Source organism: Roseivirga sp. E12, from assembly GCF_017592825.1.
Taxonomy (GTDB): Bacteria; Bacteroidota; Bacteroidia; order Cytophagales; family Cyclobacteriaceae; genus Roseivirga.
This window is the reverse complement of the sequence record NZ_JAGFMD010000001.1, coordinates 346008-372114: the sequence shown is the minus strand read 5'-3', so window position 1 is coordinate 372114 and position 26107 is coordinate 346008. Positions and strand designations below refer to the sequence as shown.

Sequence of the window (26107 nt, the reverse complement as noted above, 5' to 3'; positions counted from 1 at the left end):
AATTGGACCTTAAAAAACGACTAGAAGATATTTCCAAAGAAAATCCATGCCATCCATCCGGAGGCTATTAGCTTGATAACAACACCAACCACAAACCCCACAAACGCACCAAATGCAGCTCTCAAGGCTTCCTTGTTTGTTGCTTTACCTGTACTCATCTCACCGAGAAAAGCACCTATAAATGGACCCAAAATTATCCCCAAAGGGCCAAAGAAAAGTCCGACAATGAGGCCAATAGTACTCCCCCAAACTCCTCTTTTGGTTCCACCAAACTTTTTAGTACCATAGACAGGAACTACATAATCTAAAGCTGTGACCCCTGCCGCAATCAAACCCCACAGCCATAGTGTATCAGAGTCGAATGGAGATTTCTCCGTCCATTCGAGAAGCAGTAAACCGATGAAACTAACTGGAGGGCCTGGTATTATGGGTAGGAAGCATCCAAGGATGCCGACAATCATACATATAGACCCTAAAATGATGAGAATAATATCCATTCAATATTGCTTTTGACCGAGATTAAAGATGCCTAAATTTCACTGATTTAAAAATATGGATCTGAGAAAACAACTTCTTAAAGAGCATTCAAAAGAGAATACTGCAAAAATCGTCTCTTATATAGAAGGCCACCCTGCTTTGGTAGAAGAATTGATGGATATTTTCTTAAACGAAACATATAGATTGATTCAGCGATCTGCATGGGTTGTGGGAGACCTTGGCAGATCCAAACCTGAATGGATAAGGCCCTATATTCCACAAATGATTGAAAACCTAAAGAAGCCTGATATACATGTCGCTGCAAGGCGTAATACTATGCGCTACCTGCAAGAGGTTGAGATAGATGAAGACGACTGGGGTGAATTACTGGATATCGCCTTAAAACTACTCTCAAAAAACGATGAGACTATTGCAGTGAAGGTTTTCTCAATGACTGTAGCCTACAACATTGTTAAACATATTCCTGAGTTGAAAGGTGAGTTGGCCATATTAATTGAGGACCAGCTACCCTATGGAACGGCAGGCTTTAAAAGCAGAGGGCAGAAAATCCTTTCTGCCCTCAACAAATAGTCTTTTACTTTTCTGCCTTATACTTATCCTTAATCTTTTGAGGGAAGTACTTTTTAAGTTTTTTGACCTTTGGAATGGCCACTTGGATGATGTAAGGGTTGCCCGGATTCAACTCGTAATAGTCCTGGTGATAATCTTCGGCCATCCAAAATTTATCATAGGCCTCTACTGTTGTCGCTATCTTTTCACTGAATTTACCAGATTCTTCCAATGACCTAATAATGGACTCTGCCGCATTCTTTTGCTCACTGTTGTGATAAAAAACCACAGCTCGATACTGAGCACCTCTATCAGGGCCTTGGCCATTGACTTGAGTAGGATAATGACTTATGAAGAAGATATCCAACAGTTCTTGATAGCTAATTACATTGGGGTCATATATGATTTGAATTGCTTCGGCATGCGTAGTCCTGCCATAACTAACTTGACTATAGGTTGGATTATCTTCTTTTCCACCTGTATAGCCTGAGTACACATCCTTAACTCCCTTAACTCTTTCAAAAACAGCTTCAGTACACCAGAAACATCCCCCAGCGAACGTGGCAATGCCATCCCCATCCTGTAAATCACTTGGTAAAGCAAGCTTTGTCTGCGCTTCCTGAGCACAAGAGCTCACCGAAAGGTTAAAAACAATTGAAATAAGTACTGAATATAATCCCTGCATTTCTTTCTCTTTTACTTTTCAGCTACCCTAACGGACTGTACAGCTTAAAAGTTTTTAGAGATGGTCAGCCAAGATGCTTTTAAGGTCAGCCGGGGAATAATTAACTGACTTTAACGTCTTGTTATCCCCTTTTCGATAGACTAAAAAGTGCCCATCTGACTCCTCCACATAACTTTCGGTACCATCTTTTTGCATATAGTGCGCCTGAGTCGCTTCCGCTTCTTCCATGGTCTTGCAAGTCTTACTCATGTTAGAACGTTGTACCTCGTCAAACAAGGTCTTGAACTTACCTCCAAGACCGAACTCAAGAATAGCACCGGACAAAACGTACTGAATATCTGCGAGGGCATCTGCAACCTCTACAAGGTCATTATCAGCAATGGCCTCTTCCAATTCTTTCAACTCTTCAGCAATCAGAGAGACTCTAAGTTTGCACCTGTCTTCTGATGGAATCTGAGGCGATTCTAATATTGGGTGTTTAAATGTTTTGTGAAATCCTGCTACGCTATTAAGTGCTTTTGGTTCTTCCATGGGTTAAATAAAAATGGCCTGATAAATCAGGCCAATGTTAATCAAATATTTTCTTCTCCTGAATTTAGTTCTCAGGTTTTTTGAGCTTTGGAGGTTCTTGGCCCTCTGGTACAAAAATCAGTGCAGCCGAATTCAAACAATAACGCTTGCCAGTGGGCTCCGGACCATCGTCAAAAACATGACCTAAGTGAGAACCACTTTTGCTATCCACTACTTCCCACCTAACCATACCAAAAGTTGTGTCCTTCACTAGCTTGATAGCATCATCATCAATAGGTTTCCAAAAACTTGGCCACCCAGAATATGAATTATACTTCGTTTCTGAAGTAAATACTGGCTGAAGTGAAGCTGCACTATAATAAGTCCCTTTCTCATAGAACTTATTCAGCTTCCCGCTAAAGGCTCGCTCTGTACCCTGCTCTCTCAGAATATGATACTGTTCTGGGGTTAACCTCTTCTTCCATTCCTCCTCAGACAATTCTATTTCGTACTTTTTTGATTGATCCTTTTTCTGGTCCTGGGTTACTCTATCTTGTCCCTTTAAGGCAAAAAAGCTAGTCACTAGAATGACGATAAGACCTGATAACAAAATTACTTTAGACTTCATATTGATAATTTTAAACTGCTAACCTTATATACGAAGAAAAGGTTTGTATCAGATTCAGATATCAGGAAAATTGTCTATTAAGGGAAGTCTTGCTGACAATTTCGTTAGACTGCGCTGCTATTGGTGCAGGCTTAACACCTTCGAAGTGAAATGTCGGAAGCTTTGCTTTCTTCCAAGGCATAACCATACTACGCGCAGTTTTTGACAGTTTATCTACTCCTAAGAGAAACTTGGTATGCATTGGCTTATCATTCTCAAAAAGTACTACAGAGACAGCACCTTCAGCAAGGACTCGTTTGAAATCATCATAAACAAGCTTCTGATCGGCTTTGGCATATTTGTTAATAGGATCGAATGATACCATAGTGTCAATCAATTCATCAGCAAATGGCAATTTTCCATTGTCGGCCAGAACCAACACAGTCTTGTCTTTTAATTCTGCCGAGATCGCCCTAAGCTTGTTCAACTCAAATTCTACGTGAATATATTGTTGATACTTAGTCTCGAAAACTAGGTTGTGAATAGCATCAATATCAGTAGAAGAAACCGTTACAAAATACTTACCACTCTTATTGTATTTCCCTCTTAATGAAGTAATCTGTTCTAGACTTAGTACATCCAAAGACCTTGGTTTAGCTTCTTCCGTGGACTTTGTCAAAGAATTGAAATCATATCTTTTTTCGAAATCATCTATCAAGGTCTGACTAATTCTCTTGAGGTAATTCTCAGTCCTGTTCTTTGCGACAATAGCAGTCTCCCTCTTTAAGTAAAAGATATTATCAAATATTGGATAAATGTATGTTTGGTGCTCGGTGACAAGCGCTTGACTGAGCTTGACCTTCACTTGGATTCCAGGATGGAAAAACAACTCACCTCTACCAATGCGTTCGTTTACATTCTCCAATTCTTGTTCAGAAAGGAAACGTAACTTTCGACCGGTAAACGGACAATTTAGATAGGAATAGTAGTCAGTGTCTTGTTGCATGAATGCCTTAATCGATATAGGTACAGTTAAGTAGTCAATAACCCTACCAATTCATCAAAGCTTAAAATTAACTGTTGACATGCATAAAAACGAATTTCACATTCTCTTTTTGAGAAATTCGTCCCATTTCTAAACAGTCTTTTTGAGATTAATGTCTAGTCTGAGACCTTCATCTTCTTGTGAATGGCCATCAGCGAACTTGCAAATACTAACTCTTTGCTTACGTCACTTACGTTATCCACATACTTTCTAATACGCTTGCTTGTTTTCAGAGATCTCTGTTGAATGCTCTCTTCAGCATACCTCAACAACTTCCCTCCGATTTCCTTTGTCTTTTTCATAGGTGTTTTATCTAACGTAATAATAACATCTTCTGGTACATAGATGTTCACCAGAAGATACTCTCTATCCAATATTTATTCCAACGGAAAATTATATTTACGGTTGGTATATCCTGTACAATATTAAACAATCAACTCGCGGCTCACCCTACTTTTTGAGGTGACGAAAATGTCAATATTTTTCGCTTCTCTTTGAACTGATTGATTATGCGATGCACTTCTGGGTTATCAGGATATTCTTTAATCATATCTCTAAGATCTTCTAGAGAGCTCCCATCAAAGTCATTATCAAAAAAACCAAAGCCCTTGTAAACTCCTTCCTCTATCAGTACCACACTCTTCTCTCCAATAGTCCTGCCTTCACCAAAGACACAATAAGTCTCTTTGCCATCGTCCAGAGAAGCTATGGCTATTTTAAAACGAACCTTCAGCTCTTCTTGGTCAGAGTCTTTAAAAGAATATCCAAAGTATTTCATCATTGAGGCTGGAAGACTGCACAGCTCAGGATCCAAATTGTGCTCCTTTACAAATTGGATTAAGAAAGTTCTTGCTTTGTCAAACGAAGTAAAGGATTTGACAGGTATATGCCCCCTTTGCACCTTACCAATTGATAGCCGTTGAAAACCTCTCACATCTTCATAATGATATAGACCATACTTTGCCGAAGGATATTTTTGGGCCTTGTTGAAAGGTGGGAACAGTCGTTTAATCTCAAAGGATTCAAACAGAAAGGCAACCATTTCATCACCGCACAATTCATAAGAGACATCATAAATTTGATCTTTCAAGCCCTGCTTATAGACCACATCTGTTGCTGAAAAGTGGTTTCTGATCCGTGCTTTTATGCTATTTGCTTTGCCCACATACAGCACTTTCCCATGTTCATCATGGAAATAGTATACTCCAGTTAACTCTGGTAATTCTTCGAAGATCTTTTTAGGAAGGTTAGGTGGTAAATCTGCTTCCTTAGAGTTTCTTTTTAGGAAGGACTCGATTTGCCCCGTGTCATTTTGAATCAAAAGATCCATTAGTTCCACTGTTGCCCTTGCGTCCCCCATCGCCCTATGCCTTGCGCCATTTTCAATTCCGAAATGATCACTTAATCTTCCGAGGCTATATGATTTCAATCCAGGAAAAATCTTTCGGCTTAACCTGACCGTACAGAGCTTGTTCAAGTTAAGGTTAGCACCTAGTTCTTGGAATTCCTTCTTTATAAAAGAGTAATCAAAGTTGACATTGTGTGCTACGAAAATATTCCCCTCCAACAATTGATGAACTTCTTTGGCCACCTCATAAAACTTAGGAGCATCATAAACCATCTCATTGGAAATACCGGTGAGCGAAGTGATCCCGATTGGGATTCCACATTCTGGGTTGATCAAGGATTGAAACTCATCTACGACTCTCTTACCATCATGAATGAGTATAGCAATCTCCGTAATCTTTCCATAAGCGGCAGCACTTCCGGTGGTTTCTATGTCGACAATTGCGTACATCGAATGAAATTTAGGTAAGATTTTTTGCTTTCACTATTTTGTAAAAACATGAGTGACACTTTAATAAAAAAGTCTTCCGGAGAACTAGTTCCATTCTCTACAGAAAAGCTTGAGCGATCACTTTTTCGTTCCGGTGCTAGTCCCGAACTCATTAAAAAAATCACTAGCTCAGTTCTCGAATTACCTACAATAAACCTCAGTACCAAGGAGGTTTATAAACATGCATTTCAATTACTTAGAAAATCGTCATTCCAACTCGCTGCACGCTACAAGTTGCAAAAAGCCATTCTGGAACTCGGGCCTTCAGGCTACCCATTTGAAGAGTATGTTTCCCACCTCTTTGCCTTCCAAGGCTTAGACACTAGTGTAGGCATAACGATGAATGGCAAACGAGTTACACATGAGGTAGATGTGTGGGCCAAGAACCATGAGGTTCAGTACATAGTGGAATGCAAACATCATAGCAACCAGAATTACAAGTCTGATATTAAGGTTATACTCTATGTACATTCTAGATTCAATGATGTTGTCTCCCAACTCAAAAGACGTCAGCCTGCCGAATTGAATTATAGATGCTGGATAGTAACGAACACCAAGTTCACCACAGATGCGGTGTCCTATGCCTCCGGTGAGAATATAGAATTAATGGCATGGAATTACCCAAGTAAAGGTAGCCTGAGGGAAAGAATTGACATTTCCGGCTTATATCCGATCACTTGTCTCTGCTCATTGACCAAGTCAGAAAAACAGCACTTGCTCGATCAGAAAATTGTTCTCTGCAAAGAAATTATAGACAACCCAAGCCTTCTTAAGTTCATTCGGTCTAACAAGACACGCAAAGTGATCGAGGAATGTAAGTCTCTAGTTCAAGGATAGCTCTATTTATCTCGGAGTCCTTTAATGATGAAACTAAACAGCACAACGAGAATACAACCTAAGGCATTATACCACAAAAAGCCCATGGTAAATACTCCTGCAATGCCTTCGACATTCAAGTAATGAATAACAATAATGGCTATTTGACTCATTATTGCACCAATAAAGACTGCATTCGACTTAATGGATTTAAAGAAAAATGCTACAATGAAAATGCCCAGTACCGTAGGGTAAAAGAGAGATCCAATAAGATTTACTGCTTGAATCAGATTCTCAAATAACGATAATGTAGAAGCTACTATGATAGCCAGAATACCCCAAGCTAGAGTGAATAACTTCGAAGACTTCAGATAATGTAGGTCATCTCCATCTTGTTTGACTCGTCTCTTATAGAAATCAATGGTGGTTGTCCCCCCTAATGCATTCAATTCTGAAGAGGTAGATGACATGGCTGCAGAGAAGATAACAGCAAACAACAGGCCTACAATGCCCACAGGTAGCACATTCATCACGAATGTCATGAAAATGTAGTCCTTATCGTTGATTTCAGCCCCAGGCACCGCCTCCTCTATTATGGCTTTGGCTTCATTTCTTATTTCATCCGATTGTGCCTGAATGCTATTAACTAAAGCTTGTGCCTGCTCAATTTCCTGAGGATCATCAGTCTTCATGGCAGCATTTAGCTGATTTACTGCATCTAGTTTTTCATCAAATATTGAAGTGTACTCAGACTCCAGTCCCCTGAAATCATCAGCATAATCTGTCGAATACACCTGCTCCTTTACCGTATCATTAAAGAAAACTGGCGGTTGATTGTATTGGTAATAGACAAACACCATTACCCCGATAAACAAAATAATGAACTGCATTGGCACTTTTAGCAAGCCATTCATCATCAAACCTAAACGGCTTTCTGACAACGATTTACCAGAAAGGTATCGCTGTACTTGAGACTGGTCTGTACCAAAATATGACAGAAACAGAAAAACAGCCCCAGTCATTCCTGACCAAAAGCTATATCTATTCTTTAAATCGAAACTGAAGTCAACAACATTGAGTTTCCCCATTTTACCAGCCACATTAAGCGCATCGCCAAAACCAACGCCTGTAGGTAAAGAGGTAATGACTAAAATACCCGCTATAATCATTCCACCCATCATCACAGCCATCTGCGTTTTTTGGGTTTGAGTAACGGCCTTTGTGCCTCCAGAAACGGTATAAATGATCACTAAAACACCGATGAGGACATTGGTAATCTTTAGGTCCCAGCCTAAAAGTGACGACAGAATAATAGATGGAGCATAGATTGTAATACCTGCACCTAAACCTCTTTGTATCAAGAATATAAAGGCAGCCAACATTCTCGTTTTCATATCAAAACGAGTCTCTAAGTATTCGTATGCGGTATAGACCTTGAGCTTGTAATAGATTGGTAGAAAGAATACGGCAATGATGATCATCGCGATGGGCAGACCAAAATAAAATTGGATAAAGCCCATTCCGTCATTGAAAGCCTGACCGGGAGTAGACAAGAATGTGATTGCACTCGCTTGTGTAGCCATGATAGATAGGCCGATAGCCCACCATTTTACATCGCTCCCTCCACGGAGATAACCGTCCATATCTTTGGTATCGCGAGATTTCCAAACACCATAGGCTACAATTGAGATAAGCGTACCAAAGAGTACAATCCAATCAATATTACTCATGAATAATGTTGTGTAAAGAGATAGAACAAGAGGATTAAAACGCCTAGAACTGCCATCACGAGCCAGTACATTTTAGACCACGAATCAAAAAATGGAGGCTTATCTTCTTTCACCTCATCTGTACTTTTGGTCATTTCTTATTGTTTTCCACTGAGTTCAAGGTAGTACTTTTTGGCTTTTCCTTACCTAAAGAAATCATATTGGTGAAAATCCTAAAGGCACCAGATACTCCAGCGGGGAGTTCTCTAAACCACGAGTACCCAGTATAGACGAAGTATCCTTCTCCATATTCGGCAACAAGAAGCCCGCCATTTTTTGGTGATTCTCCTGGGTCGTTACTCGAGAGTATGGGTGTATATTTTGAATCCCACTGATTTGGGAAGTATAAACCTCTTTCTTGTACCCATCCTTCAAAGTCCTTCTGGGTAATCTTGTTCGGGCCATTAATGATTGGATGATCCGGTGCCAGAATCGTTACGTTGGCTTCTTCTACAGTTACGCGATCCCTTGAGATACGAAATGGATATGGCCCGATTTCCGGTTGATCTCTCATAGAAGTGTTATACTGGGTGATCACAGTACCTCCGCCCTTTACATATTCCATCAGACGTGGTTGTACCACACTCATACGCTCTACCGTATTGTATGCTCTCACGCCTACAATAACTGTTTCAAATGCTTCTAGGCTCTCTGCTGTGATATTATTAGGGTCTAGGATTGTAACAGTATAACCCACCTGCTCCAAACTTTCAGGAATGGCATCTCCTGAACCCATGATATATCCTATGTATTGACTCGTTCTGTTAATATCTACCCTAGCCACTTTGGTGTTGCTCTTAGGAAAGATGGTTTGAACAGGAATGTGATCGTACTCAATGGTTTTCAAACCTCGATCATAAGTCTTTCCATTATATGATGCGTTTACACCAATGTATGCTTCCTCGGGGTTTGTTGGAGGCAAAACACTGAAAGCGACTGAAAGCTCTTGATTCTTTTGCTTTAGGTCATAGTCAACCGATGCAGGGTTTGACTTCCAACCTGACGGCAAGTCAAGGCTCACAACACCTTTAACGTCTGATCTACCAGCCTTCACTACCACATTGATGGTCTTTGGCTCATTATCAGGAAAGATCAACACACTTTCCTTAATCTCGGCCATTACCGGAGGAGTGATTGCAAATGGTCTATACACCTCTCCCTTAACACGATCGCTTCTCTTATGAATAATATCCGTAGTGTATTCATAAGGCTTTCCGTCAATTTCTAATTCAAATGTGGCAGTAATAGCTCCTAGGTTCTCAGCTAGCCCAATCATTTCTTGCTCATCTACTCGATACATTCCCAGGGAAGCCTCTTTTGCTAACCAGTAAGGTTGAGAGTAAGCCATGTCATCAAGAATCTTGATAGAATCGTTCTCAATCAACCTGACATTATTCTTTAGTGTTTTGCCAACATCTATGCGCTTACCAACGGATGGTAGTCTAATTGCTCTGAGGTTTGTAGATATATTCGATCGGTTAATAGCCTCGAAATATATGGGTACTAATTCACCAGGCACAGCACTATAAGTCCTAGCTGCGACTTCAAGATAAAGGCCCATGGCCGACTTGATAACTACATCTAGTTCTTTCAATTTCACATTCTTCCAGTACTCATCTTCGAGGTTAAGCAAAGCCTCTCTAGCTTGTAACAAAGTGGGAACAATTGCCTCAGGATTTTCTAAGTTATAGTCTTTATTGGCCCTTGAGATCAATGTAGCCACCTTTTCTCCACCTTTTACTCTATTCCAGGTTTGATCAATATCTGCGAAGACATCTCCCTTTGGTAGAGCCCCTTTCCAACTCATTAAGAATTCTTTGTTTTCACCTCGGGCACCCATTCTTCCAAAGCCTTGGGACTTATGCTCACTGCTACTGAGTGCAGCTATCTCACCATAAGACTTGCCTAGGAGGGCATTATACTCCCCAAGATCGACAGTGTAATATCCTTCTTGACCTTCGTGATTAGCACCACCTCTACCGAAGTTATAGGTGTTCCAGTAAAGCCCTTTGGGTTGCCATGGCTCTACATATTTCAATTGCTCTGGGTACTTGGTTGGATCATTTGCTATTTCGAAAGCCTCCATAGCAAGCAATGCTGATGCGGTATGATGGCCATGCATTCCTGGCCTTCCTCGAGTTGTATCAAACCGAGCAATCATTATATCAGGTCTGAACCTTCTCACATTCCAAACTACATCTGCTAAGGCATCGTCTCTATCCCAAGTATTAAAGGTTTCATCAGGGTCTTTAGAAAACCCGAAATCATTGGTCCTAGTGAAGAATTGCTCGCTACCGTCCTTTCTACGAGCCGCTAGAAGTTCCTGAGTTCTAATGATACCCAAGTACTCCCTTATCTCAGTACCAATTAAATTTTGTCCACCATCTCCCCTTGTCATGGCCATATAGCCTGTGCGGAGTTTCCTCTCCAAAGACATATAGCCTATGAGTCGTGTGTTTTCATCATCTGGATGGGCAGCAACATAAAGTACAGATCCTAAGACCTCTAGTTTGTTTAACGCTTGTTTAATCTCTGCGGCATTCAGCTTTTCTGGTGCTTGAGCAATTGCCGAGTTTCCTAAAGTGAATAATGCTAGAAATAGGAAAACATTGAATTGTAGTTTCATAAGGCTCGTTGGACTAATGGATTTGTCTACGGATGCGAATATAGGAAGTTGTGAATACCTACATATGGACACTTTTGTAAACGGTATAAATGAAAGAGGTCGCTACTCCTAGCGACCTCCAGATCAAAACTCAAAACAACAATATTTTCATCTTCTTATAAGAACAGCATTACAGAAATCCGTTGGCTTGTTTGCAGCGAATGTATCGACAACCGAATATGTCAAATACAAGTCTCCAAATTCGTTTCTGCCTGTTCCTTCCACGATATACCCTCCTATTATTTGTCTAGGAATGGTGACTCTGTCCCCTCTTACCTCAGCAAATACTTCAATATCCACTGCGTAAAAATTTCTTATATAGATCACATTACTATAATCATCCGAATCCCTTACAATCCTCATGTCATAATAAGTGAGCTGATCGTAAGTCTCGCTGTACTCTTCTGCCTCGAATCGACCGAGATAATTATCACGATCATCGTAAGGCACTTCAACTAGCGTAATATCACAACTCGACAATAGCGCTAATACAGATACTATGAGTAAACCTTTTTTCATTTTGACCTCCTTTTGGTTGATGTTACCAGCTACATTTCCAAAATGATGCCAAAAAAATCTTGTGCGGACTCTACAACAAAAAAATCGCTAATAAAACACTGTTAACCAGCTTTTTAATAACGATTTACAAATTATACTTAGGATCCTTCTTAGACCAAAACTCTCTTCGAGTCGACTATTTCTTCCAATCTTTTAAGCCTTTCATTTGCTCTTCATAAGGAATACCTTGCTCTATCCATGATGGAGCTGGTTCGCCTTTCAGGTAATGACCGAACCATTTTAATATGCGCATTTGGTAGTCAGAGCTATTATTTTCAGACCTAAGTCCATGCCCCTCTTTTGCGTATACTAGCAACACGAATTGTTTTCTTGCACGTCTTGCAGCATTATAATATTCTATACCCTGGCGCCAGTCAACATTCTTATCGTTGTCTCCTACCTCGAAGAGCAATGGTGTATTTAACTTTTCAACATTAAAGACGGATGAGTTTCTAACATAGCTATCAACGTCTTCATAGATCGGCACAATCATTCGCTCTTGACTCACTTCAAAATGTGCGTTCTCTGGTGCACCACCAAAGGCCCATGCAATCATACCTGCCATACTGGTTAAGTTTGTTAGACCGGCACCGGCTACACTTGCAGCAAAGATATCCGTCTGTGTAACGGCATACCCAGCCTGATAACCTCCCCAAGAGTGCCCTACAAGCCCAACCTTCTTTTCATCCACTAAACCTTTGTCTACAACTACCTTTACTGCAGCCTCCATGGTTCTTACAGAAGAAATACCTGGGTCTCCAGCATCAAATACAATATCTGGTCTTAGAACAAAATATCCCTGTTGTGTAAAGACGGTATGGCTGTAATAATTGGTCTGTGAGGGTGAGCTATATCCATGAATACCATCGGACAGCAACTCATAGATATAGGTGATCATTGGATACTTTTTACCCGGCTCATAATTAGCTGGATAGAATAATGCTCCTTGAAGTTTCTTCCCATTGGCATTGGTGTACTCGATCAATTCTGACTTACCCCATGCAAAGTCCTTTTGGAATGGGTTAGTCTCTGATACTTGAACCGCATCATTGAAGTTGGAAGTAACGAAATAGTCTGGCGAATCACTGAAGGTTTCAACACTGTAGGCATATTTCTCAGCATCTTCTGCTTTGTTCAATCTACCCACCCTAGAATCTTCCCAAATTAGTCTACTGACTTCTTTTCCAGGAATCACTTTCGCATAACCAGATTTCTTTGACCAATTACCAAAGACACTTAAGTACATCTCCTCTTTCTGATCTATATAATCTTCAAAGCCGACATAACTGAATCGATGCCTTACTTGCTCTGCCTCACCATTTGTAATTCTTCTATGGTTCTTGCCATTCACCTGAAGTTGCCAAACATCATATTTGGAATGCACAAAGAATGAGTTGCCACTCTTCTCCCAGGCAATAATTCCATAAGGTCTCTTTTCTGGAGTTGGGTGGTCGTCATCATAATTTAGAAAGCTGGCTTCACCATTTGTAAGGCGTTGATGAGACATATCCTTAGTGTTATAGACATAATAATCGTCCCCCTTAACGTAAGCGATGAATTTTCCATTCGGATCAACCGATGAAACTGTATTTGTTTTGGACAAAGCTTTTGTCTTGGTACCGGTAGATATATCCACTATGTAAATATCAGAACTACCCCTGCCGAACATTGCGTCTTTCTCATAAGGAGTAGCATCAAACCCAAGCATATTATTGACCCCAGTCTGAAGTCTAACACTTTCGACTAACTCATCTTCCAATTGCACAAACTTATTCTCATCAATATGCCAAACAGAAAGAAACTGATTATCCCTTCTTCTTGATGCTGACAACTCTTGTTCTGGAATTACTTTGACATCCTTACTGTGCCAAATCTGAAGCGCAGGTGCTTCATCGGTCAAGTCTTGGTAAGACTCTTTGTCTTTGTCCCCATCCTTTTCTTCCTTCTTCGGCTTTTGCTCCCAGAGCTTCAGTACAAGAAATATCTGTTTACCATTGTCAGACCAAACCAAAGAGCGACTTGTAATTATCTTATGATGTTCTGGAAAGCCCTCAATGCTGGCTTGATCAAGCACCGAAAAACTCACTTTTTTCGAAAACACATTTCTCCAAGCCAACACATGTTGGCTTTCTCCTTCATATCCTTCGTCTTCAAAACTTCTGAAAACAGTTAGGTCATCCGCATCTTCTCTCCAACGAATTCCTGAGTAAACTGCCTCTTTACTATCCAATACCTTCAAAACACCCGTTTCCGGATTGAATAATTGAATGCCATTTCCAGCTTTTCCGTCTGCATCAATCACCATAGCAATCAGACTGCTATCGTCTTTCCATCTGAACTCCGCTACATTTCCGAAACTGTATTCTTTTGCATTAGATAAGTTTCGGATAACCAAGTCACTCCCCTTGCTCTTCTTTCCTTTTGTAGCAAAGCGTTTCATTGCCAAATAATCGCTGTTATCGGAAAAGCTAAATGAATTCACATCTTTAAGCGTGAGGCTATCACCATTTAAGAGGCTCATTAGTCTGAAATCACTTCTTAGTGGTTTCTTACTTTTCTCTCGTGCTTTAGCCGTAGGGTTGATAAAGTAACCTAACCATTTGCTATCAGCGGTAAACTGTGCTCTACTGCCTTCTGCCAATACCTTCACGCTATTATCCTTTAGATTGTGAAGCCTGATTTCGTTCTCCTTATTATTCCTTCTAATATCATAGAAGAACCAATTACCATCATTGGAGAAGGTACTTCGGAAACCTAGGTTTTCCCACTGGGCATAGTCTTTGACTTCTACGGTTTTCTTGGCATTACCCTGAGCCAAAGCGATGTTCACTGTGAACAGTAAACAACATAGCGTGGTAAATACAGATTTGAGACTTTGTGTGACCTTTAAAAAATGGTGCATATGCGTTGAGTTTTTGTTTGATGGTTAAATTACCATCAAAATCTCACACAACACAAATACTTCAAAAGGTAAACAGAATGGATTTAAGCTATATTAGTATAGACAGCTTGAACATCGTCATCGTCTTCTAACTTGTCGAGCATCTTCTCGATTTCTTCTAGTTGTTCATCTGAAAACTCTGTTGGTGTAGTAGGGAATCGCTTCAGGTTAGCGCTTTTTACATCTACAGACAGCCCCTCAAGAGCCTCTTGAAGAGATCCAAAATTAGTATAGTCGCCATACACATAGATAGAAGTGACATCCTCTCCATTTTCATCTTCTTCGGTGTGTTCTTCAATTTCTTCTAAACCAGCATCGATCAACTCAAACTCTAGCTCTTCCAAATCCATGCTCTCGGTTTTCTCAAATTCGAAAACGGCCTTACGGTTGAACATAAACTCTAAAGACCCAGTAGGCACCAAGGCTCCTTCGGCTTTATTGAAATAAGAACGAACATTGGCAACCGTTCTATTCTGGTTATCTGTAGCGCATTCCACAAAAACTAGCACCCCATGAGGACCTTTCCCCTCATAGTTCATTTCTACGAAAGCCTCGACATCTTTGCTTGTAGCGCGCTTAATGGCACCATCGATGTTGTCTTTGGGCATGTTTTGCGCTTTTGCATTTTGAATTGCAGTACGCAAAGCGGCATTCATATCCGGGTCGGGTCCACCTTCTTTGGCCGCCATAGTAATGGCCTTACCAAGTTTTGGGAAAACGCGAGACATCATACCCCAACGTTTCATCTTTCTACCCTTGCGAAATTCAAATGCTCTACCCATAGTAATCGTTAATTCTTAATTGAATGATCAAAATTAAAAAGTCCTGAAAATTCAGAGCGGTTATTTGTCTTCTTTTTTTGTTCTGGGATCCACAAAGGTCTGATCTACCATAGGTCCAGTTTTAATACCGCCAAGAAGATGCAGGTGGATGTGAAAAACAGATTGGCCAGAATCTTCATTGGTATTAATGACCAGTCTATAGCCTGTTTCTGCAATTCCATATTTCTTGGCCAAATCTCTCGCTACTTTATACATCTTTCCTATCAGGTGTAAATCTTCATCCTTGAGGTCGGTTATAGTCGGTATTCTCTTCTTCGGTACAATTAGATAATGAACCGGGGTCTGTCTTCTCAACGGCACAAACGCGATGATCTCATCATCCTTATACACTACTTCTGCTGGAAGCTCACCATCCCAGATCTTCTCGAATGGCGATTTAACAGCTAGCTTTTCCTTCTTTCTCTGAGTATATGCCTCTGACTGTGCAAATGCCTGATAGCTCAATACCATCAGCAGCGTGATTAATATCCTTTTCATAGAGAGGGTCAAACGGTTGATTGATAGATAAGTTAAAAGAAAGCCCCGACTTGTCGGGGCTTCTTAATCAACAAACCTGAATTTCAAGCACTAGATAATAGTACTCAATCCTAATTTTATATTGGCCTGTGCGCAAGATTCTTCGCCATCGGCAATACAATTGGCTATAAAATCACCAACCCTGTCAGTACCGTAGCCTTCTTCCTTTGCCAAATCTTCAGTAACCATTCCGTTTCTAAGGGAAGCATTCACTGATTGTCTAATCTCTATAGCTTCATCTACTAAACCTAAATGATCTAGCATCATTGCAGCAGATAAAATAGTCGCCAAAGGGTTCGCTATGTTCTGACCAGCAGCTTGAGGATATGAACCATGAATTGGTTCGAACATAGCTGTCTTTTCTCCTACGGAAGCGGAAGGCAACAAACCTAAAGACCCTCCTATTACGCTGGCTTCATCAGAAATAATATCGCCAAACATGTTTTCGGTTAGGATGACATCAAAGTGCTTTGGGTTTTGGATCATCTGCATCGCAGCATTATCCACAAACATGCAGTCTAGGGTTATCGATGGATACTCTTTTGCTATTTCATTTACTCTTTCGCGCCACAGTCTAGAAGTCTCTAGAACATTGGCTTTATCCACTAGGGTAACCTTCTTCGAACGATGCTCTGCAGCCTGAAAGGCTAAATGGGCAATTCGATCTATCTCATAGTTAGAGTATGTACAATGGTCATAAGCGCCATCTTTGGTACGCCCTTTCTCCCCAAAATAGATTCCTCCTGTCAACTCTCGATACACCACCATATCCACACCAAGGATCTTTTCAGTCTTTAGTGGTGACATGTGTATTAGACTATCATAAGCAGTTACAGGTCTGATGTTTGCAAAAAGTCCAAGACTCTTTCTAAGCTTAAGCAAACCTTGTTCAGGCCTCACTTTGGCCGAAGGATCATTGTCATATTTTGGGTCACCGATGGCTCCAAAAAGAAAAGCATCCGACTGCTCACAAATTCTTAATGTCTCGTCTGGCAATGGTTCTCCAGTTTTGTCGATCGCTACGGCACCAACATCACCATACTCATACTCGAAGGTGTGTCCGAATCTTTCAGCGACAGCATCTAAGACCTTTCTTGCCTCAGCTACTACTTCTGGACCTATACCGTCCCCAGGTAGCATTCCTATTTTTTTCCTAACTCCCATTATACCACTAATGAAGAAGCTTCATAAGCCTCGATTTCTGATTTCATATTGATTAGGTAATCTATGTCATCATACCCATTGATAAGGCATTCTTTCTTATATACATTGACCTTGAAGGTCTCTTTCTGATCTTGATAGCTTATTTGCTGATTAACCAGATCTATTGTTATTTCCGTTTCTGGGTTTTCTTGTATTGCATCCAGCAGCCCTAACAAATATTCATCGCTGACTTGTACAGGAAGAATACCGTTGTTTAGCGCATTGCCTTTGAATATATCTGCGAAAAAACTCGATACAACTACTTTAAAACCATAGTCTGCCAAGGCCCAAGCCGCGTGCTCTCTAGAAGAACCACAACCAAAATTTCTCCCTGCAACTAATATCCTACCACTGAAAGTATTGTCATTCAAAACAAAGTCAGTCTTTGGATTTCCATTTTGTTCGTATCGCCAATCACGAAATAGATTATCACCAAAGCCATCTCTGGAAGTTGCCTTCAGGAAACGAGCTGGTATAATCTGGTCAGTGTCAATATCTTCTATAGGCATTGGAACAGCTCTGGATACCACTTTTTCAAACTTTTCCATCTTAGTTCAGGTGTTTAGTAATGTCCACAATTTTGCCCTCAATAGCTGTCACTGCAGCTACCAATGGACTCGCCAATAACGTTCTCGCTCCAGGGCCCTGTCTACCTTCGAAGTTTCTGTTTGAAGTAGAAACACAATATTCACCGGCAGGTACTTTGTCCTCATTCATTCCCAGACAAGCAGAGCAGCCAGGCTCTCGTAATTCAAAACCAGCTGCTGACAGCACCTCGTGCAATCCTTCTGCAATGGCTTGTTGTTCGACCTGCTTGGATCCAGGAACGATCATGGCTGTTACATTTTCAGCCTTCTTCTTTCCCTTCACATAATCAGCCACAATTCTTAAATCCTCGATTCTTGAATTGGTACAACTACCAATGAAAACATGATTGATCGGTTTACCGAGCAATGATTCTCCAGGCTTAAAGCCCATATAATCGAGCGATTTATTAAAACTGTCCTGACTACCATTACCCATAGACAATGGCACCTCTTTGGTTATCTTAATCCCCATACCTGGATTGGTGCCATAAGTAATCATAGGCTCTATATCATTAGCATGGAATGTGTATTCTTTATCAAAACTTGCACCTGAATCACTATGCAAAGTTTTCCAGTAGGAAACGGCTTCTTCAAAAGCTTCTCCTTTAGGAGCAAACTCACGGCCTTTGATATAATTGAATGTAGTATCATCCGGAGCAATCATTCCTCCTCTGGCTCCCATTTCAATACTCATATTGCAAATGGTCATTCGCGCTTCCATTGAAAGCGATTGAATAGTTGAACCTGCATATTCGATAAAGTATCCTGTACCTCCGGCTGCGGTAAGCTGAGCAATGATATAAAGGATGATATCTTTTGCTAAAACGCCTTTTTTCAATTCGCCATCCACGGTAATACGCATTGTCTTAGGTCTGCTTTGCAGCAGGCATTGGCTCGCCATCACCTGTGCTACTTGACTGGTGCCAATACCAAAGGCTATTGCACCAAATGCACCATGTGTTGACGTATGGCTATCGCCACAAACCATGGTTCGACCTGGAAGTGTAATCCCTAACTCAGGTCCAATGACATGTACAATCCCCTGAAAAGGATGACCTAGCCCGTATAATTCCACATCATGCTTGGCACAATTGGCCAAGAGAGTGTCTACCTGGTGCTTAGATAATGCCTCTTTAATGGGCAAATGCTGATCTTTTGTAGGAATGTTATGGTCTGGTGTTGCCACCATCTTCTCTTTTCTGAAAAGTGACAGACCTCTTTTCTCTAATTCTGAAAAAGCTTGCGGGCTGGTGACCTCATGAATCAAGTGCCGATCGATGTATAGTACATCAATATCTCCTTCGAGGCTTTTGACCACATGGGCATCCCATACCTTGTCAAATAATGTCTTTCCCATTGCTATACTGCTACTTTATGTCTTAGTGAAGCAATCTCATGCAGGTCATCATCCGAAACTTCCTTTTTTGCGTCTGCTACTTCCAAGAAGCTCTTATAGACAATGTCTAGTTCGTCACGGGTAAGCTCATAACCGATATTCTTCATTCTATAGGCCAAAGCCGCTCTCCCGCTTCTAGCGGTCAAAACAATGGATGAATGATCTACGCCTACCTCTTTTGGATCTATAATCTCGTAAGTTTCTCTCTTCTTGATTACCCCATCTTGATGAATTCCTGAGGAATGGGCGAAAGCATTTGCACCAACAATTGCTTTGTTAGGTTGTACTGGTACACGCATGGTGTCCGATACATATCTCGAAAGCTCATTGAGTTGTTTTGTATCAACTCCTGTAGTCATATTGAGGTAAGGATGCTGCTTTAAAACCATCACCACTTCTTCTAGAGCCGTATTTCCAGCTCTTTCCCCTATTCCATTGATAGTACACTCTACTTGCGTGGCGCCATTCATAACACCAGCAATTGAGTTAGCGGTAGCCATTCCCAAGTCATTATGACAATGTGTCGAAAGTGTCACATTATGAACTCCCTTTACATTTTCTTTCAAGAACCTAATCTTCGCTCCATACTCATCGGGTAAACAGTACCCTGTTGTATCAGGAATATTCAGTACAGTAGCTCCCGCTTTTATTGCCTGCTCACAAATGTGCGCTAAGAACGCATTATCGGTTCTTCCTGCATCTTCAGCATAGAATTCTACATCCTCAACATAGCTCTTCGCCAGCGAAACAGCGGCAATGGCTCTTTCAACAATTTTTTCTGGAGTAGAATTGAGCTTGAACTTTATATGAGATTCCGAAGTACCGATTCCTGTATGGATTCTCGGTCTAACTGCATTTTTCAATGATTCGGCAGCCGTGATAATATCTTTTTCCACAGCTCGGCTCAGACCGCAAACAGTTGCATTCTTAACAACTCTGGCAATGGCATCTACAGATTCGAAATCACCCGGACTCGATATTGGGAACCCAGCTTCAATTACATCAACACCTAAAGCTTCGAGGCGCTTAGCCACCTCCACTTTCTCTGACGTATTCAATTTACAACCCGGTACTTGTTCACCATCTCGAAGAGTGGTGTCGAAGATTTGTATTTTTTGATTTGACATCGTTTATTTGATCAGTCTTCAGTCTTTCTATAATCGCTTTTTACAGAATAATTGAATTTAAACCCGTGACATTTCGATGCCATAGTAGAAGTCCATTTATCTACTATTTCAAAATGCTAGGTTTTAAATTGTAATTATTTAAAAATCAGACACTTAAATAGTTTCTATTTACAATGGCAAGTCATAAAAGCGATCCACTTTTCGATCTTATAAAATCTCTCAATCAGTCAGAGAAAAGACACTTTCGATTGTTCGTAAATCGAAGTGGCAATACGGAGGGTGTCAAGTTTATCAAACTCTTTGATGCTATGGAAGGGAGTAAAAATTATGATGACAAAAAGATTTTGGCCAAAGTACCAAGTATAAAAAAGGCCCAGTTTTCGAATCAAAAAGCACATCTCTACAAACAGATTTTGGCCAGTTTACGCCATTACCATATCGGCCAAAACATAGATATTCAACTCAGAGAAAACATGGATCACGCAAAGGTGCTCTATAACAAGGGCTTTTATAAACAGGCCCTAAAAATGCTGGGCAAGACAAAGACTTTGGCCCAGGAAACAAAGCACTTTACGATTGCCTTGGAGGTTTTAGAGTTCGAAAAGCTTATTGAATCGGAATATATCACTCGAAGTATTGAGAATCGGGCCGAAGAATTGACATTGGAAGTGAATGAAACGACAAACAAGATTACCAGTGCTCACGACCTATCCAACTTGTCACTTAATTTATATAGCCTCTTTCTAAAAAATGGCTACGCGAGAACTGAAAGTGAATTTGAGCATGTTCGGTCCTATTTTGAGCATAGCCTTCCAAAGATCGATCTTGAAGCCCTAAGCTTCTATGAAAAGCTGTACTATCATCAAGCACATGTCTGGTTTAACAAGATTGTACAGAACTTCCCTAATGCTTACAAGCATGCCAAAGCCTGGGTAGAATTATTCAAGGCAGATAGCGCTATGGCGCAGAAGCAGCCAGTGCTTTTTATCAAGGGTTATCGCAATCTATTAGCTGCTCTATTTCAATTACAGTATTACTCTCAATTCTGCCAAGTTCTAGACGAGGTTGAAGCCTTAAGTCAAAATGAACAGATAGTTAAAGATTTGAACTCTGAGATACTGATATTCAAGTTTTTATATATCTCAAAAATCAATAAACACTTCATGGAAGGTCAGTTCGAAAGAGGCATTGAACTGATCCCTGAGATTCTTGATAAGCTGAAACGTTACGAGGGTAAAATTGACCCCGAAAGAGTGCTGATGTTCTACTATAAATTTGCCTCACTTTACTTTGGAAATGACAACTATCGCAAGGCCATTTTCTACCTTAATCAAATCATCTATTTCAAGGACGTAAAGCTTAGAGAAGACATTCATTGCTTCGCTAGAATTCTTAACCTGATCGCACATTTTGAAGATGGTCAAGACTTTCAGTTGGAGTATCAAATCAAGTCCACTTTTCAGTTTATTGGAAAAATGAATGATCAGCAAGCAGTGCAAAAAGAGATCATTCAATTCTTAAGAAAAACGGGAAAGATTAGGCCAGATGAGCTGAAGGGAGAATTCATTAGGCTTTATGACGGGCTGGAGTTGCTCAATAACAATCTATATGAGCGCAGACCTTTCTTATACCTTGATATACTCTCCTACCTCAAAAGCAGAATTGAAAACAGGCCTGTAAAAGAGGTTGTTAGAGAAAAATTCAAAACCCTGAAATAAGTAATTAGTTTGATGTAATCGTAGTAGTTACGACCACAGATGCCATGATGGTGATCATAATGGCTGCCTGTATTTCACGAATACTTTTATTAATAGCTCCGCTGATCTTTACGTCCTGCGTCACTTCTTTAATCTTCTTTTTGACTTTCTTGTAGTCTTCCTTGTCTCTGAAAGCCTCTCTTGTAAGGTCAGACACGTCAATCAAACTCAGCAACATAATATCACGAGGTTCGGACTTAGCACCATAAAGCATTACTGCCTTTATACGCTCTCTCACTTTGTTTTCAGGAGTCATGTCACTGGCCGGATACTTGTTGTTCGGGATGATCCAAAGAATTTTATGCTCTTCTTTCTTAAGAATCCCCTTATTGATCAATCGTTGTAAAACATCCTGCTTCAGCTCATTAGCCTGCTTTGCTAATCCATTGATAACATCCTTGACCTTTTTAGACTTTGCCTTCTCCTCTATATATTCAAGCGCTTTATTCAAGGCAATTTCAGTGACGGCTGAGCTATCATTTACTTTGACATACTCACCAGAAATACTCACTTTCTCGCGAAGTGCCAACTCTAACAAAATGGCACCGGCAAATCCATAATGGAGATGAGTAGAATCAATTACAAACTGACCTTTACTATCATCTAAGGCTATTAACAGATATTCTTCAAGTAAATCGAGGCTCATTCTTCTGGCTTTGTTGGTACAAATAAATTTGGATGCCAACCGTTTATAAAAGTCGCACTTTTTTCGTTCTGGTTCAATGCAAAGCCTAGACAATGACTAATTACTTACTGAACTAATCATTGGTTCTAATTCAAGTCTTCATTCAAATACCTATTTTCTCATTGTTAAGAAAATAGCCCTCTGACTTTGTCCGATTATTTTGCAAATTAGGGCCATTAAGAATTCCTCAATAGATCTATGAAAAATCTCGACAGACGTAAATTCCTCAAGAAGACATCACTAACCGCAGCAGCTATCGCTACGGCTACCGCCTTTGACAGCTGTGCTCAAGATGCACCCGAAAGGGCCTCGAATGCCCAATATATGGGTGGGTTTGGTGCTCCGAAACTAGAAACTGTTCGAATAGCATTGATAGGTGTTGGAGCGCGAGGAAGCGGACATGCTAGAAATCTGGCCATGCTTGAGGGTACGGAGATCGTAGCCATCAGTGACCTCTATGAGGACTGGGCAAACCGATCAAAAACTGCTTGTGAAGAGATTGGCACTGGCCAAAGACATCAAAATATCGCACTCTATACCCAAGATGAAAACCATTGGAAGGTGATGCTCGATGAAGTGAAACCTGATGCTGTATTTATCAGTACAAATTGGAGTAATCATGCCCCAATGGCCATCGAAGCTATGAAAAAGGGAGCTCATGCCTTTGTAGAGGTTCCTATCGCACTGACGATTGAGGAAATGTGGGCAATTGTAGATACTTCTGAAACGACAAAGAAGCATTGTATGATGATGGAAAACGTCAACTACGGAAGAGATGAGTTGATGTATCTGAATATGTGTCGTCAAGGGCTTGTAGGTGATCTGCTCCATGCAGAGGCATCCTACATCCACGAGCTTAGATTTCAAATGGAGGAGCAAGAACGAGGCACCGGCTCATGGAGAACGCATCACTATGCAAAAAGAAATGGAAACCTCTATCCTACACATGGACTAGGTCCAGTGGCCCAATACATGAACATTGCCCGAACGGACGATACTTTCAAAAAGCTCGTATCCTTCTCTACACCTGCCTTGGGCAGACAAGACTATGCAAAGAAGAACTACGCTGCTGATCATAAATGGAATCAGCTTGACTATCAAGGTGGGGATCTCAATACTTCCATCATCAAAACAAACCTTGGTCGTACCATCATGGTACAGTGGGACGAGACCAGCCCAAGACCTTATTCCAGATTAAACCTCGTACAAGGCACTAAAGGAACATTAGCAGGTTTCCCTACCCGTGTAGCCTTAGAAGGCGGTGTTGAGGGAGTCACGGACAGTCATCACCAATGGGCCCAGGGGAAAGACTTACAGGCGTTATATGATAAATATGACCACCCATTGTACAAAAGACTATCTGAGTCTGCTAAAGGTAGTGGACATGGTGGTATGGATGGTATAATGCGCTATCGTATTGTAGAATGCCTTCGAAATGGTTGGCCAATGGACCAAAACGTTTATGAAGGATGCTTCTGGAGTGCAGTATCACCTTTAAGTGAAGCCTCTGTAGCCCAAGACGGAATGCCTCAGGAGTTTCCTGACTTTACCCGAGGTGGCTGGAGTGAAACAGCACCATTAGATATTATTAGTTAAATGTGAAGCGAAAAAGCCGAATAGCAAAACGTAATCACCTTTCAATCATTTTCCCGATAATAACTGTTGTGGGAATAGGTATCACACTTGTCCTTTCTTCAGCCTATGATGAAAATTGGTTTTACAACTGGGACGGTATTCGAAAGGAAATCAAAGACAGTATAAAAGCTGTAGAGTATAATTGGGTTACCGAAAGAGCTTTTTCATCTGAAGAGACCAAAACAGTCCAAATTCATCAGCAATTCTGGATCATGAATAATGCTAGTGAAAAGGAACTTCTGAAACTTACCGAATATCCTAATGGGACAGTAAAGACTATTGCATATGAGGGGTTGATTAGAAGAAAGGGATTCGAAACCAAAGCGGACCTATTAATTAAAGCAATCAACGACAATGACCATTCTGTCTACCTCCAAGTCGGCTGCGAAGCAATTCCAATGAGTATTGGACGATATCTAGTTGAATTTATTTTGCAAATCGATGATCGAAGCCCTCCTTTTGCTGGAGAAAGGCCAAACTTTGGATTGACCAGAGCTGACGAAAAAAGAGTACTTGCCGAATACAAAAAGAAACACTATTCTCGATAGACTAATACTCTTAAAATCAACTGTGGTCACCTTCAAACAAAACTGTCAAATGATATAGCTAAAAAGGTCTGAATGCTCATTGAGATACTGAGCACTAAAGTTCTTTGCGTTTAGTCTATCCATCAAAGGTTGAAAATCATCTTTGGATTGATGCTCTATACCCACCAATGCCGGACCTTTTTCTCTAGAAGTCTTTTTGGTATACTCGAAGTGGACGATATCGTCATTAGGGCCCAATACATCAGTAAGAAATTCCTTTAGTGCTCCTGCACGTTGAGGAAAACGTATGATAAAGAAGTGCTTCAGCCCGTTATAGAGCAATGCTCTTTCTCGAATTTCCTCTGTCCTGGAAATATCGTTATTGCTTCCTGATAGAACGCAAACAACATTTTTACCAACAATCTGCTCTCTAAACTGCTCCAAGGCGGCCAAGCTTAAGGCACCTGCCGGTTCGACTACAATGGCATCTCTGTTATAGAGATCGAGCATAGTTGAGCAAATTAAACCTTCAGGAACTGTGACAACTTCATCCAGCAACTGTCGGCATATTTCAAATGTCTTTTCTCCTACTCGGTGAACTGCCGCGCCATCAACGAACTTATCGATTTTATTCAGCGTCAGGTTCTTACCTGCAGCAATGGATTGCTTCATCGCAGGAGCTCCTTCGGGCTCCACTCCAATGATCTTTGTCAGTGGACTTAGTTGTCTAAAGACGGCCGAGACACCAGCCGATAGCCCACCTCCTCCAATGGGTAAAAAGAGATAATGAATCGGTCGCTTCGTGTCCTTTAGAATCTCCAACCCCACCGTTCCTTGCCCTTCAATAACTTCCTTACTGTCAAATGGATGGATAAAATTACTTTGATGATTACTCGAATATTCTATTGCTTGATGATAGGCATCGTCAAAAGTGTCACCACTCAGTACTACTTTCACATATCCCTTACCAAAAAGCCTCACCTGTTCTACCTTTTGCTTGGGCGTTGGAGCTGGCATAAAAATAGTCGCTTGAATCTTCAGCTTGTTGCAGGAATAAGCAACACCTTGGGCATGATTCCCAGCACTTGCGCAAATCACACCCCTTGCCTTTTGTGCTTCGCTAAGCTGACTAATCTTATTATGTGCTCCTCTTATTTTATAAGACCTAACGACTTGCAGGTCTTCTCTTTTGAAAAGGATGTTTGCCCCATACTTTTCAGAGAAAGTAAGATTGTCTAGCAGTGGAGTGTGAACAGCAACGTGCTTTATTCTGTTTGATGCTTCTTCTACATCGACTAAAGAAGGTATATAAGTAGTTGCCTGCATTTGAAAGAGCACACTCTACCTCCATC

The 26107-nt window shown here is 40.8% G+C and carries 24 protein-coding genes; 5 read left to right on the top strand and 19 right to left on the bottom strand.

Going from position 1 to position 26107, the window contains the following annotated elements:
* Positions 1-20: 20 nt before the first annotated feature.
* On the bottom strand, positions 21-497 hold the full coding sequence (locus tag J4E76_RS01650; RefSeq protein ID WP_208500772.1) for a DUF456 domain-containing protein: 477 nt from the start codon (positions 495-497) through the stop codon (positions 21-23).
* A 55-nt stretch (positions 498-552) separates the two neighbouring features.
* On the opposite strand from J4E76_RS01650, the gene J4E76_RS01645 reads away from it, so the two are divergent.
* Complete coding sequence (locus J4E76_RS01645) at positions 553-1068, top strand: hypothetical protein (protein WP_208500771.1); 516 nt, start codon at positions 553-555, stop codon at positions 1066-1068.
* A gap of 4 nt (positions 1069-1072) precedes the next feature.
* Here J4E76_RS01645 and msrA read toward each other — a convergent pair whose 3' ends face one another.
* From msrA to J4E76_RS01615, 6 genes are all read right to left on the bottom strand, one after another.
* On the bottom strand, positions 1073-1732 hold the full coding sequence (gene msrA, locus J4E76_RS01640) for a peptide-methionine (S)-S-oxide reductase MsrA (protein ID WP_208500770.1): 660 nt from the start codon (positions 1730-1732) through the stop codon (positions 1073-1075).
* A gap of 54 nt (positions 1733-1786) precedes the next feature.
* A complete protein-coding gene (locus J4E76_RS01635; RefSeq protein WP_208500768.1) occupies positions 1787-2263 on the bottom strand; it encodes a nucleoside triphosphate pyrophosphohydrolase family protein in 477 nt (158 codons plus the stop codon).
* 64 nt (positions 2264-2327) lie between these two features.
* A complete protein-coding gene (gene msrB / locus J4E76_RS01630) occupies positions 2328-2870 on the bottom strand; it encodes a peptide-methionine (R)-S-oxide reductase MsrB (protein ID WP_208500767.1) in 543 nt (180 codons plus the stop codon).
* Between the two features lie 61 nt (positions 2871-2931).
* On the bottom strand, positions 2932-3855 hold the full coding sequence (locus tag J4E76_RS01625; RefSeq protein ID WP_208500766.1) for a hypothetical protein: 924 nt from the start codon (positions 3853-3855) through the stop codon (positions 2932-2934).
* Positions 3856-4010: 155 nt separating this feature from the next.
* The gene (locus J4E76_RS01620; protein ID WP_208500765.1) at positions 4011-4196 is read right to left on the bottom strand and encodes a hypothetical protein; all 186 of its coding nucleotides are present in this window, start codon (positions 4194-4196) and stop codon (positions 4011-4013) included.
* 143 nt (positions 4197-4339) lie between these two features.
* Positions 4340-5692 carry an exonuclease domain-containing protein gene (locus J4E76_RS01615; protein ID WP_208500764.1) on the bottom strand — a complete coding sequence of 451 codons (1353 nt, stop codon included), beginning with the start codon at positions 5690-5692 and terminating at the stop codon, positions 4340-4342.
* Positions 5693-5740: 48 nt separating this feature from the next.
* Between J4E76_RS01615 and J4E76_RS01610 the strand changes: the two genes are divergently transcribed.
* On the top strand, positions 5741-6568 hold the full coding sequence (locus tag J4E76_RS01610; protein ID WP_208500763.1) for a restriction endonuclease: 828 nt from the start codon (positions 5741-5743) through the stop codon (positions 6566-6568).
* A 2-nt stretch (positions 6569-6570) separates the two neighbouring features.
* Here J4E76_RS01610 and J4E76_RS01605 read toward each other — a convergent pair whose 3' ends face one another.
* From J4E76_RS01605 to J4E76_RS01560, 10 genes are all read right to left on the bottom strand, one after another.
* On the bottom strand, positions 6571-8277 hold the full coding sequence (locus J4E76_RS01605) for a sodium:solute symporter (RefSeq protein ID WP_208500761.1): 1707 nt from the start codon (positions 8275-8277) through the stop codon (positions 6571-6573).
* A gap of 130 nt (positions 8278-8407) precedes the next feature.
* Entirely contained in the window at positions 8408-10942 is a 2535-nt protein-coding gene (locus J4E76_RS01600) for a PIG-L family deacetylase (protein ID WP_208500759.1), read from the bottom strand.
* A 147-nt stretch (positions 10943-11089) separates the two neighbouring features.
* The gene (locus J4E76_RS01595) at positions 11090-11500 is read right to left on the bottom strand and encodes a hypothetical protein (protein ID WP_208500757.1); all 411 of its coding nucleotides are present in this window, start codon (positions 11498-11500) and stop codon (positions 11090-11092) included.
* A gap of 175 nt (positions 11501-11675) precedes the next feature.
* Complete coding sequence (locus tag J4E76_RS01590; protein WP_208500756.1) at positions 11676-14441, bottom strand: prolyl oligopeptidase family serine peptidase; 2766 nt, start codon at positions 14439-14441, stop codon at positions 11676-11678.
* A gap of 83 nt (positions 14442-14524) precedes the next feature.
* Positions 14525-15262, bottom strand: coding sequence for a YebC/PmpR family DNA-binding transcriptional regulator (locus tag J4E76_RS01585; protein ID WP_208500754.1), 738 nt, complete (start codon positions 15260-15262; stop codon positions 14525-14527).
* 60 nt (positions 15263-15322) lie between these two features.
* A complete protein-coding gene (locus tag J4E76_RS01580) occupies positions 15323-15799 on the bottom strand; it encodes a histidine triad nucleotide-binding protein (RefSeq protein WP_208500752.1) in 477 nt (158 codons plus the stop codon).
* Positions 15800-15889: 90 nt separating this feature from the next.
* Positions 15890-17002 (bottom strand): 3-isopropylmalate dehydrogenase, encoded by a 1113-nt coding sequence (gene leuB, locus J4E76_RS01575; protein ID WP_208500751.1) that lies wholly within the window; start codon positions 17000-17002, stop codon positions 15890-15892.
* The gene (gene leuD / locus J4E76_RS01570; RefSeq protein ID WP_208500749.1) at positions 17002-17589 is read right to left on the bottom strand and encodes a 3-isopropylmalate dehydratase small subunit; all 588 of its coding nucleotides are present in this window, start codon (positions 17587-17589) and stop codon (positions 17002-17004) included. The genes leuB and leuD overlap by 1 nt, the downstream gene beginning before the upstream one ends.
* Position 17590: 1 nt before the next feature.
* Positions 17591-18985, bottom strand: coding sequence for a 3-isopropylmalate dehydratase large subunit (gene leuC, locus J4E76_RS01565; protein WP_208500747.1), 1395 nt, complete (start codon positions 18983-18985; stop codon positions 17591-17593).
* A 2-nt stretch (positions 18986-18987) separates the two neighbouring features.
* Positions 18988-20151, bottom strand: coding sequence for a 2-isopropylmalate synthase (locus J4E76_RS01560; RefSeq protein WP_208500746.1), 1164 nt, complete (start codon positions 20149-20151; stop codon positions 18988-18990).
* Between the two features lie 173 nt (positions 20152-20324).
* On the opposite strand from J4E76_RS01560, the gene J4E76_RS01555 reads away from it, so the two are divergent.
* A complete protein-coding gene (locus J4E76_RS01555; protein ID WP_208500744.1) occupies positions 20325-21869 on the top strand; it encodes a hypothetical protein in 1545 nt (514 codons plus the stop codon).
* 4 nt (positions 21870-21873) lie between these two features.
* On the opposite strand, the gene J4E76_RS01550 is transcribed toward J4E76_RS01555, so the two are convergent.
* Positions 21874-22554 carry a GPP34 family phosphoprotein gene (locus J4E76_RS01550; RefSeq protein WP_208500743.1) on the bottom strand — a complete coding sequence of 227 codons (681 nt, stop codon included), beginning with the start codon at positions 22552-22554 and terminating at the stop codon, positions 21874-21876.
* Between the two features lie 237 nt (positions 22555-22791).
* Between J4E76_RS01550 and J4E76_RS01545 the strand changes: the two genes are divergently transcribed.
* Positions 22792-24189, top strand: coding sequence for a Gfo/Idh/MocA family protein (locus tag J4E76_RS01545; protein ID WP_208500742.1), 1398 nt, complete (start codon positions 22792-22794; stop codon positions 24187-24189).
* A 2-nt stretch (positions 24190-24191) separates the two neighbouring features.
* Entirely contained in the window at positions 24192-24776 is a 585-nt protein-coding gene (locus J4E76_RS01540; protein WP_208500741.1) for a hypothetical protein, read from the top strand.
* 45 nt (positions 24777-24821) lie between these two features.
* Here J4E76_RS01540 and ilvA read toward each other — a convergent pair whose 3' ends face one another.
* Positions 24822-26081 carry a threonine ammonia-lyase gene (ilvA, locus tag J4E76_RS01535; RefSeq protein WP_208500740.1) on the bottom strand — a complete coding sequence of 420 codons (1260 nt, stop codon included), beginning with the start codon at positions 26079-26081 and terminating at the stop codon, positions 24822-24824.
* Positions 26082-26107 lie beyond the last annotated feature (26 nt).